This window comes from Nitrospira sp., assembly GCA_016715825.1.
Lineage (GTDB): Bacteria > Nitrospirota > Nitrospiria > Nitrospirales > Nitrospiraceae > Nitrospira_D.
The window spans coordinates 903083-917641 of the sequence record JADJXO010000001.1 but is presented as its reverse complement, the minus strand read 5'-3'; the positions used below and the strand labels follow the sequence as shown (position 1 = coordinate 917641).

14 protein-coding genes are annotated in these 14559 nt (G+C 53.8%); 1 reads left to right on the top strand and 13 read right to left on the bottom strand.

Translation table 11 applies throughout. The annotated features are described in order from the left end of the window. Nucleotides 1-8 precede the first annotated feature (8 nt). The 12 genes from IPM58_04485 to ccsA all read right to left on the bottom strand — a co-directional run bounded on the left by IPM58_04485 (nucleotide 9) and on the right by ccsA (nucleotide 13477). Nucleotides 9-1358 carry a phosphoglucosamine mutase gene (locus tag IPM58_04485; GenBank protein MBK9306348.1) on the bottom strand — a complete coding sequence of 450 codons (1350 nt, stop codon included), beginning with the start codon at nucleotides 1356-1358 and terminating at the stop codon, nucleotides 9-11. Beyond that, nucleotides 1351-2160: a dihydropteroate synthase gene (folP, locus tag IPM58_04480; GenBank protein ID MBK9306347.1), complete on the bottom strand. Its 810-nt coding sequence runs from the start codon at nucleotides 2158-2160 to the stop codon at nucleotides 1351-1353. Before folP ends, IPM58_04485 begins: the two co-directional genes overlap by 8 nt. 245 nt (nucleotides 2161-2405) lie before the next feature. Then, nucleotides 2406-4217, bottom strand: coding sequence for an ATP-dependent zinc metalloprotease FtsH (gene ftsH / locus IPM58_04475; protein MBK9306346.1), 1812 nt, complete (start codon nucleotides 4215-4217; stop codon nucleotides 2406-2408). 113 nt (nucleotides 4218-4330) lie between these two features. Continuing rightward, nucleotides 4331-4873 (bottom strand): hypoxanthine phosphoribosyltransferase, encoded by a 543-nt coding sequence (gene hpt / locus IPM58_04470; GenBank protein MBK9306345.1) that lies wholly within the window; start codon nucleotides 4871-4873, stop codon nucleotides 4331-4333. Between the two features lies 1 nt (nucleotide 4874). Next, the gene (tilS, locus tag IPM58_04465; GenBank protein MBK9306344.1) at nucleotides 4875-6200 is read right to left on the bottom strand and encodes a tRNA lysidine(34) synthetase TilS; all 1326 of its coding nucleotides are present in this window, start codon (nucleotides 6198-6200) and stop codon (nucleotides 4875-4877) included. A 142-nt stretch (nucleotides 6201-6342) separates the two neighbouring features. Continuing rightward, complete coding sequence (locus tag IPM58_04460) at nucleotides 6343-7290, bottom strand: bifunctional riboflavin kinase/FAD synthetase (GenBank protein ID MBK9306343.1); 948 nt, start codon at nucleotides 7288-7290, stop codon at nucleotides 6343-6345. Nucleotides 7291-7296: 6 nt separating this feature from the next. Next, a complete protein-coding gene (gene hemB, locus IPM58_04455; GenBank protein ID MBK9306342.1) occupies nucleotides 7297-8268 on the bottom strand; it encodes a porphobilinogen synthase in 972 nt (323 codons plus the stop codon). 8 nt (nucleotides 8269-8276) lie between these two features. After that, nucleotides 8277-8669 (bottom strand): CBS domain-containing protein, encoded by a 393-nt coding sequence (locus IPM58_04450; GenBank protein ID MBK9306341.1) that lies wholly within the window; start codon nucleotides 8667-8669, stop codon nucleotides 8277-8279. Nucleotides 8670-8721: 52 nt separating this feature from the next. After that, nucleotides 8722-10290: a uroporphyrinogen-III C-methyltransferase gene (gene cobA, locus IPM58_04445; protein ID MBK9306340.1), complete on the bottom strand. Its 1569-nt coding sequence runs from the start codon at nucleotides 10288-10290 to the stop codon at nucleotides 8722-8724. Beyond that, entirely contained in the window at nucleotides 10287-11234 is a 948-nt protein-coding gene (gene hemC, locus IPM58_04440) for a hydroxymethylbilane synthase (protein ID MBK9306339.1), read from the bottom strand. The genes cobA and hemC overlap by 4 nt, the downstream gene beginning before the upstream one ends. Before the next feature lie 29 nt (nucleotides 11235-11263). Continuing rightward, complete coding sequence (locus IPM58_04435; GenBank protein MBK9306338.1) at nucleotides 11264-12655, bottom strand: glutamyl-tRNA reductase; 1392 nt, start codon at nucleotides 12653-12655, stop codon at nucleotides 11264-11266. An 18-nt stretch (nucleotides 12656-12673) separates the two neighbouring features. Beyond that, nucleotides 12674-13477 carry a cytochrome c biogenesis protein CcsA gene (gene ccsA / locus IPM58_04430; GenBank protein ID MBK9306337.1) on the bottom strand — a complete coding sequence of 268 codons (804 nt, stop codon included), beginning with the start codon at nucleotides 13475-13477 and terminating at the stop codon, nucleotides 12674-12676. 61 nt (nucleotides 13478-13538) lie between these two features. On the opposite strand from ccsA, the gene IPM58_04425 reads away from it, so the two are divergent. After that, nucleotides 13539-14279 carry an rRNA small subunit methyltransferase 1 gene (locus IPM58_04425; protein ID MBK9306336.1) on the top strand — a complete coding sequence of 247 codons (741 nt, stop codon included), beginning with the start codon at nucleotides 13539-13541 and terminating at the stop codon, nucleotides 14277-14279. 24 nt (nucleotides 14280-14303) lie between these two features. On the opposite strand, the gene IPM58_04420 is transcribed toward IPM58_04425, so the two are convergent. Then, nucleotides 14304-14555: a sulfurtransferase TusA family protein gene (locus tag IPM58_04420; protein ID MBK9306335.1), complete on the bottom strand. Its 252-nt coding sequence runs from the start codon at nucleotides 14553-14555 to the stop codon at nucleotides 14304-14306. Nucleotides 14556-14559 lie beyond the last annotated feature (4 nt).

Here is a 14559-nt window from a genome sequence, read left to right as displayed (position 1 = left end):
AGGAACACTCAGCCGAGATGTTCACGGATGATACTGGCAAGGTCATGAGCAATTTCTTTTACGATTGTAGAATGTTCCCCCTCTACCATGATGCGCAGTAATGGCTCAGTGCCAGAATATCGAATCAGGACACGCCCACTTCCGTTCAATCGTTGAGTACTTTCTTGGATCGCTCGATCAATAGCAGGAATGGTCTCCAAGACTGGTTTCTGCTTGACATGGATGTTGACCAATATTTGAGGAACGGCCGCCATGGCTTTTGCCAACTCCGACAAGGGTTTCTTGGTTCGTTTCAGCAAGGACAACAGCTGGAGTGCTGAAATCAAGCCGTCTCCCGTCGTATTATGGTCAAGAAAAATAAAATGTCCGGATTGTTCTCCGCCGAAGTTATACCCCTCAGACAACATGCGCTCGAGCAAGTACCGATCGCCGACGGGTGTTCGCACCAACTTGATCCCTGCTTTGGCCATCGAGAGCTCGAGCCCAAAATTACTCATCACGGTTCCAACTAACGTCTGTTTGCTCAGGAGCCCATTCTGGTAAAGATCAAGCCCCAGGGCAGCCATCACATGGTCTCCGTCGATGATCGTCCCTTGCTCGCAAACAAATACAGCCCGATCGGCGTCCCCATCGAGAGCGATACCAATGTCCGCCTTCTGACGTAGCACGGTCTCCTGAAGAAGCTCTGGGTGAACTGCGCCGCAGCCAGCATTGATGTTCATTCCATTCGGTTTATTACCGATGACTTCTACGGACGCTCCCAATTCTCTGAGGACGGTCGGAGCGACTTTGTATGCGGCGCCGTTCGCGCAATCGACAACAAGCTTAATTCCTTGAAGGTCCAAGTCTTTCGGCAAGGATCGCTTCGTGAATTCGATATAACGTCCTTCAGCATCGTCTATGCGGTATGCTTTGCCGATCAGATCCGCGGTCGGACGGAGGTGACGAATTTCATCGGATACGATCAGCTCTTCGATTCGAGCCTCGACCTCGTCAGGAAGTTTGAACCCATTGTTGGAAAAGAACTTAATGCCGTTGTCTTGGTAGGGGTTGTGTGAGGCAGAAATGACCACACCGGCATCGGCGCGGAGACTCCTGGTTAAGAATGCAATGGCAGGAGTTGGCATGGGTCCTACCACCAACACATCGACACCCATGGAGCAGATCCCAGCCATAAGAGCAGATTCCAACATGTAGCCAGAAATCCTGGTATCCTTTCCGATCACGATCTGATGACGCCCGGCTCGTCGCATGAAGATATGCGCAGCCGCTCGGCCAAGTTGCATTGCCATTTCGCTGGTCATCGGATCGAGATTTGCGACCCCTCGTACTCCATCAGTGCCAAATAATTTACGCATTGTACTCCTGTCCAATAGCTGCCCAGTGAGGGCTTAACGCAGCCGCCATTTTCACTACGTCGATGGTCATTGCAACGTCATGAACACGGATAATATGAGCGCCACGATCAACAGCTAAAGCCACCGCTGCTGCCGTTCCCCATTCCCGGTGTTCCACAGATTGTCCGACAATGTTTCCGATGAAGCCCTTCCGTGATAGTCCAACAAGTACAGGACAATTCAATGTCAAGAAAGAGGATAGTTGTCTGAGTAGATCCAGGTTATGGCATACGAGCTTACCAAAACCAAATCCTGGATCAAGGATGATGTTGGTTTGAGCAATCCCCGCCTGAATGGCGGTTTGGACACGCTCGCCAAGGAATTGCAACACGTCTGATCCAACCTCGAAGTATTGGGGAGACTGCTGCATGGTCTGAGGGGTTCCCTGCATATGCATCAAGACCACGGCCGCGTTTGAACGCGCGATCACAGCGGCCATGGCCGGATCCTCTCGCAGGGCACTTACATCGTTGATGATCGAGGCGCCACACTCTAGCGCTTGTGCGGCCACTTGAGATTTAGTGGTATCAACCGAGATAGGAGTGGTCACCTGGCGAGCCAACCCCTCAATGACCGGGATAACGCGGGCCAGTTCCTCATGCTCAGCGACCGGTTCCGCACCGGGCCTAGTTGATTCTCCTCCGATATCGATGATATCTGCCCCTTGTTGGATAAGTTTCAGGGCATGCGCAATGGCGAGCTCGGGTAATGTAAATTGTCCACCATCATAAAACGAATCAGGAGTAACATTCACGATACCCATGATCAATGGACGCGTCGCACAGTGTATCTTGTTCCCTTTGGCAAGAAACCAGTTCCGGGGTTGCAATGGCGGGTGATGGCGTGAGACTTGATCCAACTCTTTCACCGAACAAGGCGAAAGCCAGAATAAAGGTTGGCTGATCCAGGATGGTATCTCATGGATCGAATAGAACATCCATATGCGTGGTTATCTGAATAAGACGGCTCCCAATTCAGTGGGAGCCGTCGCTGAATGTCTTGGTCAATCTAGGCAGGAACGGTTTGAGAGGAGGATTGCAGCAGAATCTGGTCGATTTCTGGTGCATCCAACACTTCTTTTTCCAGGAGCGCTTCTGCCAAAGCTTTAAGGCTCGTCATCTGCGCTGTCAGCACGCGCTTCGCACGCTCATAGTTTTCAGTCACAAAGCGCTTAACCTCAAGGTCTATTTCAAGTGCGACCTCATCACTGACATCCCGTTTGGTGGTAAAGTCTCGACCGAGGAATACTGAATCTTCTTTTTGTCCGAATGTGAGAGGCCCCAACTTTTCGCTCATGCCCCATTCACAGACCATCTTTCGGGCAAGCTCGGTTGCACGCTCAAGGTCGTTGCCGGCCCCGGTCGTGACATGCTTAAACACGAGCTCTTCTGCGACTCGTCCACCCATGAGAATCGCCAGGGTATTGTAGAGAAAATCCTTGGAATAGTTATGCCGATCATCGGTGGGCAGCTGCATTGTCACACCGAGTGCCCGACCTCTCGGGATAATCGTGACTTTATGAACCGGATCCGTTCCTGGCAAGAGCTTCGCCATCAGCACGTGACCCGCTTCGTGGTAGGCCGTGACCCTCTTTTCTTCGTCAGTGAGAATCATGCTCTTGCGCTCGGCCCCCATCATGACCTTGTCCTTAGCCATTTCAAAGTCGATGTTTTCAACTTCTTTTTTGTTTTGCCGAGCCGCCCACAGTGCGGCTTCATTGACCAAATTTTCAAGGTCAGCTCCGGAAAACCCAGGTGTTCCTCTGGCAATCTTGTCGATTTCCACATTCGCTGCGACGGGCACCTTTTTGGTATGAACTTTCAAGATTTCAGAGCGTCCGCGGAGGTCCGGACGATTGACGACGACTTGTCGATCAAAACGGCCTGGTCTGAGCAATGCTGGGTCAAGTACATCTGGCCGGTTCGTCGCAGCGACCAAAATAACACCTTCGGTCGTATCGAATCCGTCCATTTCCACGAGTAGCTGGTTGAGCGTTTGTTCTCGCTCATCGTGGCCACCACCGAGACCCGCACCTCGCAATCGGCCAACTGCATCGATCTCATCGATGAAAATAATGCAGGGGGCATGTTTCTTCCCCTGCTCAAACAGGTCACGAACACGAGAGGCTCCCACTCCGACGAACATCTCAACGAAATCAGAGCCGCTGATACTGAAGAATGGTACTCCTGCTTCACCGGCGATGGCTTTCGCCAGCAACGTCTTTCCGGTTCCGGGAGGACCTACGACCAGGACGCCTTTCGGGATCCGTCCCCCAAGCTTCTGAAACTTCCTTGGGTCTTTCAGAAATTCGATGATTTCGAGCACTTCTTCCTTGGCCTCATCGACACCGGCGACGTCCGAGAACGTAATCTTTTTTCTTTCTTCCGTGAGCATACGCGCACGACTCTTCCCAAAAGACAGCGCCTTATTTCCACCAATCTGCATCTGTCGCATCAGGAAAAACCACAGACCCAGAAAGAGAACAAACGGCCCCCACGTCACCAGGAAGGTGATATACCATGGACTTTCATCCGGTGGCTTCACCTCGATCTGGACGTCCCGTTCCCTAAGGATTTTGACAAAGTCAGGATAATCGGCTGAGTAGGTCCGGATGCGCGTCTTATCCTTGAGGACACCACTCATATTATTGCCTTTAATGATGACCTTTTCAAAATCACCCTTATCGAGCTTCGCCATGAACTCACTGAATATCACTTCTTCCTCAGGCGCATGAGTCGGTACACTAAATAGATTGAAGAGGAGAATCATGAACAAGCCGACAACCACCCAGAAGAGCAAGTTCTTAACCCGGGAATTCATCCAGTTCTCCTTGGCCGGGATGTTGGACGCAACCTATTGAAAACTCGAGGTGATGGTACCATAGCCTTGCGTAAATTCACAACAGCTCGTGAGAAAACGCACATGCGATACCGTTACGTCTCGTGCTCGTTCAACTGATCAAGAACAGCGAGATAAGGAAGGTTGCGATACTTCTGCTGGTAATCAAGTCCATACCCAACGATATACTCGTTCTGCACTCTGAAGCCAACATAATCTACTTGCACGTTGACGATTCGGCGTTCCGGTTTGCTCAGCAACGTACAGACCTTGATGCTGTTCGGTTTCCGCTTTGCCAACGTTTTCATCAGATACTGGACCGTCAACCCTGAATCGACAATATCCTCAACCAGGAGCACATCCTTGCCTGTGATTTTTTCGGTCAGTTCCGTGACCAACTTCACCTTTCCGGAGGTCTTTGCCCGAGTGCCGTAACTGGTCACGATGATGAAATCGACACGGACCGGAATTCGGATGGCGCGGGCGAGGTCGGCAAAAAAAGCGTAGGCGCCTTTCAACACCCCGACAAGTACGAGGTCCTTACCCGTATAATCGGTGCTGATCTGCCGTCCTAGTTCTCTGATACGACTCCGCATTTGTTCCTGGGTGACGATTGGGCGTCCGAACATCCGTTCCATCTCACACAGTTCCTTCCCTTAAAGGTGGATCATCAACGGTGAATACGAGGCAGCGTTCCGTCGCGGCGGTGGGGAGCCAGCGCTGATCTTGCCGATAGCCGACGACCCACACGATTCCTTCCGGTGCCACGACCAGGGGAATACGAGAACGGACGGACTTGGGAATTTTGAGATTAATAAAAACATCCTGAAGTTTTTTTGAATGTCCATCCATGCCGTATGGTTGAAATCGGTCACCGGGTGCCCAATTTCGCACCATGAGAGGTTGAGAGATACGAGCAGCATCGACCACGATCCGATCCCGTTCCGGTTGTGACGGAGCATGACTGTATGCCTGGGGTTGTACGTGAAGTCGCTGACCCGTTCCAGACCACATGAGAGAACCAGGCACACTCATGTAGTGTCGGAGGCTGACGGATGGATCACGATCAAGCGCGATCAACGCTTTGTCATAGGGGATAAACCGGAGATGGCGGTCAGTTACGATCACCCGACCACCTCGAATATGAATGCGAGAGCCAACCTTCCCATGTGCGGCAATCTGGAGAACTCGATCCACGGTTTGGAGTCCAAGCGCGTACGGCTGATTGAGGCTCTGCCGAATGACATTGCGGATCCCGCGCCGCTGAAGAGCGTGGGGAAAGGTCAGGAGCTGGGTCCGATCGATGGCCCAGCCTCCTTCTGATTCCCATGTCAAGGCGACTGAGAACAGAGCGGCAGCCTGTTGATCTAGATAGCGATCATCTTCACGGCAAATGTTCGCGAATCGGCGGAGTGCCCCAAGGCTTGCTGGCGCCAACCGATTGAGAACCGGAACCAGCTCATGCCTGATTCGATTTCGCAGGTAGAGGGGTTTCGCGTTGCTGGAGTCAGTACGGAACGGTAACCCGGACTTCCAGAGATAGCTGAGCACCTCTTGACGCCCGGTTTCGTATAGAGGTCGGACGATCCGGCCTTCTCGATCAGCCGGCATACCAGCAAGTCCGGTGAGCCCGGTTCCGCGAAGCAACCACAGCAAGATCGTCTCAGCCTGGTCATCTGCCGTATGGCCGAGCACGATACGGTCCGCTGCACACTGTTCGGCGATCTCCGAAAACACCTGATAGCGAAGGTGACGAGCCACTGCTTGCAGAGATGATTGCTCTGATCGCTCGTGCACTTGGAGCCGTCGGACATGGAGAGGGATGTTCAATTCTCTGCAGCGGGTTGTAACGAATTCTTGATCACACTCCGACTCAGATCCACGCAGTCCATAATTACAGTGCACAGCGGTCAGGGTCAGCGACCATCCTGGACGGAGGCAGTCCAGGAGCGACAACAAGGCCATGGAATCAGGCCCACCGGAAACGGCCACCAAGAGGTGGTGACGAGGTTGAAAAAGATCTGAAGTCCGAACGGTGCGGACCATCTGATGAAGTAAAGGAGGCCACGATTTACGGGGAGAATTCATGACGACCAGATGCAATGATTCACGACCCTCCGATCGCTTGATGATGTCGGCGGAGAATTGCCTTGGCCGATTCTACATCAGATGCGATCTGACGACTCAGGGCTGTTTCCTCGTCGAACTGTGCGTCTCCTCGAATACGTTCAAGAAACTGAACCGTCAGAGCGTGGCCATACAGATCATGGGATCCATCGAGAAGGCTCACTTCCAGCAGTCGTTCTCTCCCATCAAAGGTCGGTCTTGCTCCAATGTACGCGACAGAATCGTGCTGTTTATGATCGACGATCGTGACGGAGGCATAGATCCCGTCGGCCGGCGTGACACGGTGTGAAGGCAATTGAATATTTGCGGTTGGCCATCCTAGGGCCCGGCCCCTCCCCTCGCCTGGGCTGACGATGCCGCGAAGCGTGTAGGGGCGTCCGAGAAGAGCAGCCGCCTGATCCACCTGCCCGGAAATAATAAGTTGCCTGATTCTGGTAGAACTGACTACTTCTCCAGCCATGATGACGGGTGAAGTTGGGTGGACGGTGAAGCCGAATCGTTTCCCAAGATCGGTCAGATCATGGATTGTTCCAGCTCGTTTATGTCCAAAAGCAAAATGTCGCCCGACGAACACCTCCCTCAGTCCCAGGCATTTTGCGAGAATGTGGTCGGCAAATGCTTCGGGAGAAAGGGACGCAAATGCCGGAGTGAATTCCAGGAAGACAACTTCATCGATACCTGCCCGTTCGAACAGATCAAGCTTTTCCTCCGCATCCGTCAAAAGTCGTAAGTCGGCGTGAGGCGCCAGAATTTTTACCGGGTGAGGGTCGAAGGTCAACACGACGGCAGTTCCTTGCGTCTGGCGTGCCGTCTCGACAACGAGCTTCAAGAGTGCCTGATGACCGCGATGGTGCCCATCGAAGTTGCCGATCGTACACACCGGATACGGTCGGACGGCCTCGCTACGATATCCTCGTGTTACCTGCATGGTCGATCAATGGAGCAGTTTGGCTGCGTCTTTAGAAAAGTACGAGAGGATCAGGTCTGCTCCTGCTCGCTTGATCGCCAAGAGCGATTCCATCATCGCACGTGATTCATCGAGCCATCCCGCTCGTGCCGCCGCCTTGATCATACTGTACTCACCACTCACCTGGTAGGCCGCTAAAGGGAGTAGTGTGCGGCCACGAGCCGTTGCGATGATATCCAGATAAGGCAGCGCCGGCTTGACCATCACGATATCGGCTCCCTCCTCAATATCCAGCTCGATTTCGCGGAGGGCCTCACGGGCGTTCGCCGGGTCCATCTGATAGGACTGGCGATCGCCGAATTGAGGACTCGAGAACGCCGCATCACGAAACGGTGCGTAGAAACACGAGGAAAACTTGGCGGCGTACGCCAGGATTGGTAGGTCTGAGAACCCCGATCGATCTAACTCACTCCGAATGGCAGCTACTCGTCCATCCATCATGTCAGAAGGTGCCACCATGTCGGCTCCAGCCTCGGCATGTGTCCGAGCCATGACTGTGAGACACTCCAGCGTTTCATCGTTGAGGATCTTGCCGTTCTTCACAATGCCGCAGTGCCCGTGACTCGTATATTCGTCGATGCACACATCGGTGATGACCAGCAACTCGGGCACTTGTTGTTTCACGGCACGAATAGCCCGTTGCACGATCCCATTGGGCTCCCACCCTGAACTCCCACGCTCATCCTTGTGGTCTGGAATGCCGAATAACATGATGGCAGGAATACCGAGCGCCAGTATTTCTGCGGCCTCTTTGATCAGCAGATCGACCGACAGACGGTACTGACCGGGCATCGATCCGATTTCTTCACGACGAGCGGTCCCCTCAACGACAAAGAGTGGGTAGATAAAATCTGCCGGGGACAAGATGGTCTCACGGACCATTCTTCGCAAAGACTCATGCTGTCTCAGCCGTCGGAGACGGTGAATGGGAAACGCCATCGGCCGTCCTACTTTCTCGGAAGATTGGTTAAAAAGACGACGAGGTCCCGAACAGAGATGATTCCGACCAACTCGCCGTTGCGTGTCACGCCTAAATGCCGAAGATGGGACTGGGCCATCAGATCATTGGCATCCAAAAGCGTTTTGCCTTCTTCAATCGTCATGATCGGGGCCGACATGATTTGCTCGACCGTCGTTTTTGTCGCATCGGCTCCGGCGGCAACGACCCGGCGCATCATGTCAGTATCCGTGATGATTCCAATGATCTCACGATCATTGGTCACAAATAAGCTACCAATACCACGGTCTCGCATGATGCGAGCAGCAGTTTGTGTGTCGGTATCTCGCGGAACCGTCACGAACTTGTCTCGGGGTATCATAAAAGACTTTACAGGGACCATCTCGCCCTCCTCTTCATAAACTAGCGATGCATGATACGTACATCCGTTGGCATCAGACTATGTCTCCCGTGGCCGCCGGTTTACCACGCTGAAAATAACCGGCGATCGCGTCTGCCAGTGCGGGAATCGTGTTCTCTCCTGGCATGACCGAAACCGTTAGACCATACTCCTCGGCGGTCCTTGCCGTGATGGGTCCTATACACGCGATCGTGACGGACTGTAGAAGCGGCCTGACTGTATCGATCCCACCCGACATGGCCACAAAATTCTTGACTGTAGACGAACTGGTAAAGGTCACAACATGGATGTGATGGTCCATGAGTTGCTGCCGCCATTCCGCATCGTCTTGAGTGGGTGTGACTGTTCGGTACACCGGAATGACGTCGACATGAGCACCATGGGCACGAAGCTCTTCCGGCAAGATCTCCCGAGCCACCTCGGCACGAGGGATTAAGACACGGACCTTCCGGAGATCCTCCCGTAGGAGTGCCTCCAACACTCCTTCAGCCTGATAGGCTGCAGGTATTAGATCTGCTTTGACCCCAAATGTTTCCAGCTCCTGTGCGGTGCGGGGTCCGATGCAGCAGAGCCGTCGTCCTGCCAGGCAGCGGGAGTCAAGTCCTTTAGCCCACACTCGAGTCATAAAACGGTCCACGCCGTTCACACTGGTGAAAATGATCCAGGTATAGGATCTGATTGCGGAGATGGCGAGATCAACAGGTGCCCAATCAATAGGGTTAACAATCTGAATGGTCGGAGCTTCGACAGCGTCGGCTCCGTAGTCCGCCAGAAGAGCAGCTAATTCGCCGGCCTGTTCTTTTGCGCGAGTCATCAACACCCGTTTACCGAAGAGCGGACGTTGCTCAAACCAGTTGAGCGTTGGTCTGAGTTTGACCACTTCACCCACGACGATCACCGTTGGAGGTTCGAGTTGTGCAGCGTCAGCCTTGTCCACAATATCGGCTAAAGTGCCGACGACCGTGTGTTGGGAGACCCTTGTGCCCCAACGAATGATTGCCACGGGGGTTGATGGTGCCAGTCCCTCAGAAATGAGGCGTGTTGTGATCATGGAAAGATTCTTCATGCCCATGAGAAAGACTAACGTACCGTGGCTGCCAGCGAGGCGTGACCAGTCCAACGTCGTGGAAGGCTTTTCTGGATCTTCATGTCCGGTGACAATCGTCAGTGTCGAGGCCAAAGTTCTGTGCGTGACCGGGATCCCGGCATACGCGGGGACTGCCACGGCTGCCGTAACTCCGGGAACGACCTCGAATTCTATCCCGGCTGCCGCCAATGCCTCGGCTTCTTCACCACCTCGACCGAACACGAACGGATCTCCCCCTTTGAGACGAACAACTACTTTCTGGGCTCGGGCACGTTCAATGAGGAGCTGATTGATCGATTCTTGTTCCGGGTACGCTTTCTTTCCACGCCGTCCGACGTACAGTCGTTCAGCGTGGTCTGGAGCGTAGGAGAGCAATGCGGGATTGGCAAGATAATCGTAAAGAACCACGTCGGCCTGTTCAAGGCACGCCTTTCCTCGAACCGTGAGGAGACCGGGATCGCCAGGACCGGCCCCGACCAGATACACCTTGCCGCTTGTCTGTTTCACTGTGGTCATACTGATCCGTAAATCTCCCTGAGGATCTTATCTCCTCCTCGCGAAAGCAGCCGTTCGGCCAGTCGGACACCTAGCGAGTGAGCCTCCTGATGCGTTCCCGTGATCTGATCGCGAATCACCGTTTTTCCATCGACGCTTGCGACAAGACCATCTAAGACCAGATCGTGATCGGACAGGATGGCATAGGCGGCGATCGGAACCTGACAGCCACCTTCCAGACGGTGCAAGAAGGCGCGTTCCGCCGTTACGGTCGTCTGCGTCGACTGATCGGTGAGTCGCGACAGGATGGACCGCACAAAGCCATCATTGGTCCGCCCTTCAATACCCAGGGCTCCCTGCCCTATGGCGGGAAGACTCAGAATTGGAGGAAGATACTCCGTGATGGTTTGGGACCATGCCAATCTGTGCAGACCGGCAGCGGCCAAGATGATGGCATCAAACTGTCCCTCCTTGAGTTTCCGTAGGCGGGTATCCAGGTTACCGCGGAGCATTGTAATCTTGAGATCCGGTCTCGCGTGTAACAGTTGAGCCTGGCGTCGAAGGCTAGCCGTGCCAACGGTGGCGCCAACCGGAAGATCCTGAAAGGAGCATCCTTCACGGCTGATAAAGGCATCCCGTGCATCTTCGCGCAGGGGGACGCATAGAATGTCAAGCCCGTCCGGCAATTGCGCGGGAACATCCTTCATGCTGTGGACGGCGAAATCAATTTCTCCGGCGAGCAAGGCATCCTCGATTTCCTTGACGAACAGGCCCTTCCCTCCTATTTTTGCCAGTGGGACGTCAACGATTTTATCACCGGACGTCTGTATCTTTCGGAGAGTCACCCGAACCTCTGGCGCCACTTCCTGAACCTGAGATTGGAACCATTCGCTTTGGCAGAGAGCTAATTTACTGCCCCGTGTGCCAAGGACCAAGGTCGGGCGTGGAGTATGTTGTGTCGACACGATGAGATCCGTTTCCTTTTATTGAATGGTCACTGGGCTTGTTTGCGCATGGATGGCTGCTGATCCGGCTCTTCAGCGTCTACGCTATCAGACCGGTCGTTGAGGTAGCGCGATAGGTCCGCACACTCTTCCGTTTGTCGACTCGACGAGGTAGGTTGGTCAAGGTGAAAAAAACGGCGGGCCGCTTCAACGAACGCAGGGCCGCTTGAGGAGTTCACCTCGGTCTTCAAGGTGATCATCGTGCGATGAATTAATTTATTTACGATTGATGACGCCAGTCCTTCGACCAACTCGCGATCTTGCTGAGAAAGATGTCCCAAACGCCCTAAGACTTTTTCGACCTCCGCTCGCTTGATATCATCCACCCGGCTCCGGAGGGCAACGATTGTCGGAGTAACCTCCAATGACTTCATCCACTCCAAGATGGTGGCCACTTCCTCAAGGACCATTCGCTCAGCTTTTTCCGCTTCTTGGACCCGCTCGGCTCGGTTCTGTTCAACCCGATGCTTGAGATCATCAATGTCGAAGAGAAAGGCATTGTCGACATGACGAACAGCTGGATCAATATTGCGAGGAACGGAGATATCGATTAAGAACATCGGGCGATTCATCCGTTCTCTGACGGCACGATGCACATCCTCTGCACCGACAAGATAATGCGACGCGCCCGTGGAGACCAGAACGATATCTGCTGATGCCATATCGTCCTTGAACTGATCGAACGGGACCGCGGTTCCCCCGAACTTGGCGGCTAGATCGACGGCATGCTGAGGAGTTCTTGTCGTGATCCGTACGTGCTCGACCCCGTGTGCGATCAAGTGTCGGGCCGCCAGCTTAGCCATCTCACCCGCTCCCACCAACAACACGGTTTTCTCGTCGAGATTCGAGAAAATCTTCTTCGCAAGCTCGACCGCAGCATAACTGACCGAGACCGCCATTTCGGCGATTTTTGTTTCAGTTCGCACTCGCTTAGCGACCGAGATGGCCTTCTTGACGACTTTGTTCATGATCACACCGGTCGTCTTGTGAGCCAGGGCGACTTCAAATGCATCTTTCAATTGCCCTAGGATTTGCGACTCCCCAATGATCATCGAGTCGAGGCTTGCCGCGACTCTGAAGAGATGGGCGATGGCCCGGTCCCCGGTATGCCAATACAGATGAGGGGTCAGCTGCTCCGACGACAAAGAGAGATGCGTGTCGGCAAGAAATTCCTGAATCCGGCCATACCCCGTGTCCACATCGTCGACGACGGAGTACACCTCCACTCGATTACAGGTTGAAAGAAGAATGCCTTCCTTAATACCGGCATATGACGACAACCGAGTGAGAGCTTCGCCCAGGCGACTCTCGGGCACGGCCAGCCGCTCTCTGATCTCAACCGGGGCTGTCTTATGGCTTAATCCAACGACAATCAGATGCATGAGACGACGACACACATGTTATGACAATGCAGTATGTTCCTTGAGCACCACACCCACGAGTGTGAGAATGACCCCGGCAAAGCCGATGACAGTCAGGTACGCCGCGCGTTTAGCCCTCCACCCTACCGTCAATCGTCCAAGCAGCACAACGAAGTAGAAGACCCAGGTGACGAGTGCCCACGTCTGTTCCGGGTTCCAACTGACATACGATCCCCGAGAGAAATCAGCCGAGATCGCCCCCGTCACGATGCCGAGTGTGAGCAAGGGGAATCCCAAGACGATCGATTGTTGGTTCAAGTGGTCGAGAAAATCGAGCGCAGGCAGCTTGCTGTAAAGGACGTTGAACTGTTTGGACTTGAGGAGCCGGTCTTGAATCAGATACATCACTCCTGCAACAAACGCCACGGTGAATCCCACGGTCCCCAACATGCTGAGCGTCACATGAAACCACAAGGTTTTCAGGACCGGTTGCAGCGTGGGGACGCTTTCGGGTAATGCGGCAGCTGAGATCAATGACACGAGAGCCAAGGGCACCATGAAAGAGCCAAGCACATAGATCCGATGGCGAAACTCGACGACCAAAAACACGAGGATGATCATCCAGGAGAAGAAGGTAAGGGCCTCGGAAAAGCTGGGCGGTGTAGAGGAAGAGGCTCCGAGCATTCTGATGGCGAGCGCAATCGTATGGAACACGAAACCACCGACCGTAATGCCGAGCGAGACCTTGGAGAGGGCTTCGGAACGACGGAGCGAATAGGAAAAAAACGAGACCGTGGCTACAATATACAGAACCAGGGTCATCATGAAACAGACGGCTGCCATCGGGAATTCCCCGCAGTGCTCTCGAAGCGTAAGTCAACAGGATAAGTGGTAAATTATATCGATGCCTGGTAAACGGAGTCAACAAAACCTACGTGCTAGGACGGGTTCAGAAACAGGGCTTTCGCGAAGCGGTCGGCTCTATGTCGTGGCAGTACCGATTGGAGATCTGGACGATCTCACTGTTCGGGCGATTCGAACTTTGAAAACAGTCGATATCATTGCTTCCGAAGATCCTCAGGTCACGCAGCGGCTTCTTTCGCATCATCAGATTGAAGGAAGGGTGATCAGCTATGGCCCGTATCATGTGAAGGAAAAAATCGAAGTTCTTCTGCAACGTCTCCGGCAAGGCACGGATGTTGCCCTGGTATCAGACTGTGGATCCCCACTCATCGCCGATCCCGGCCATCTCCTTGTAGCTGCCGCTCATGCGCATCACATTCCTGTTGTCCCGATTCCTGGACCATCGGCCGTCATTGCCGCCTTGTCTACGACTGGATTGCCCTGTGACGCGTTCTTCTTTTTCGGTCATTTGCCGAATAACCCCGCACGTATCCTCCGGTGCCTAACCGTTGCGCTGGAACGGGATGTTCCGACAATGGTCTTTTGCACGGCGACATCTGTTGTCTGCGCGTTGCGCGCCCTGATACGTCTGGCCCCGCGACGTCGTATCGTCCTTGCCTGCGACTTAACGCGGACAACTGAACGTATTATTTCAGGGACCGCGCGTCGAATAAGCCAAGACCTATCCGGGCTACAGGGACAAGACATGACACTGATCGTGGCAGGACAAAAAGGCCGGTAAGCGAAGGCGCCTGAAGCGGCGTCTCTAGACACTATCTTCCCGACGAATCAACACTCGGTAGGCGTGATCCATTCGTTCTTGAGCCAAGACCGTGTGCCCTTCATTCTCGACGCTGCGCGGCACGTTCCGGATCGGATCCCCGTCATCCAAGAGGACGGACAGCACCTCTCCCTCCTTCATGGTCTCAAGCTTCAACTTTGTCTTCACAAAGTTGTAGGGGCAAATCACTCCACGTAGATCGAGCTCAGAGGTCGGCACATTCTGGTGATCGCTCATAAAC

Coding starts and splice junctions, on each gene's coding strand:
- ccsA (MBK9306337.1), bottom strand. CDS start 13,477: ATGGCAGCCGTCTGTTTCATGATGACCCTGGTTCTGTATATTGTAGCC.
- cobA (MBK9306340.1), bottom strand. CDS start 10,290: ATGACCACAGTGAAACAGACAAGCGGCAAGGTGTATCTGGTCGGGGCC.
- IPM58_04420 (MBK9306335.1), bottom strand. CDS start 14,555: ATGAGCGATCACCAGAATGTGCCGACCTCTGAGCTCGATCTACGTGGA.
- IPM58_04425 (MBK9306336.1), top strand. CDS start 13,539: ATGCCTGGTAAACGGAGTCAACAAAACCTACGTGCTAGGACGGGTTCA.
- IPM58_04435 (MBK9306338.1), bottom strand. CDS start 12,655: ATGCATCTGATTGTCGTTGGATTAAGCCATAAGACAGCCCCGGTTGAG.
- hpt (MBK9306345.1), bottom strand. CDS start 4,873: ATGGAACGGATGTTCGGACGCCCAATCGTCACCCAGGAACAAATGCGG.
- IPM58_04450 (MBK9306341.1), bottom strand. CDS start 8,669: ATGGTCCCTGTAAAGTCTTTTATGATACCCCGAGACAAGTTCGTGACG.
- ftsH (MBK9306346.1), bottom strand. CDS start 4,217: ATGAATTCCCGGGTTAAGAACTTGCTCTTCTGGGTGGTTGTCGGCTTG.
- hemB (MBK9306342.1), bottom strand. CDS start 8,268: ATGGCGTTTCCCATTCACCGTCTCCGACGGCTGAGACAGCATGAGTCT.
- IPM58_04460 (MBK9306343.1), bottom strand. CDS start 7,290: ATGCAGGTAACACGAGGATATCGTAGCGAGGCCGTCCGACCGTATCCG.
- folP (MBK9306347.1), bottom strand. CDS start 2,160: ATGGGTATCGTGAATGTTACTCCTGATTCGTTTTATGATGGTGGACAA.
- IPM58_04485 (MBK9306348.1), bottom strand. CDS start 1,358: ATGCGTAAATTATTTGGCACTGATGGAGTACGAGGGGTCGCAAATCTC.
- tilS (MBK9306344.1), bottom strand. CDS start 6,200: ATGGCCTTGTTGTCGCTCCTGGACTGCCTCCGTCCAGGATGGTCGCTG.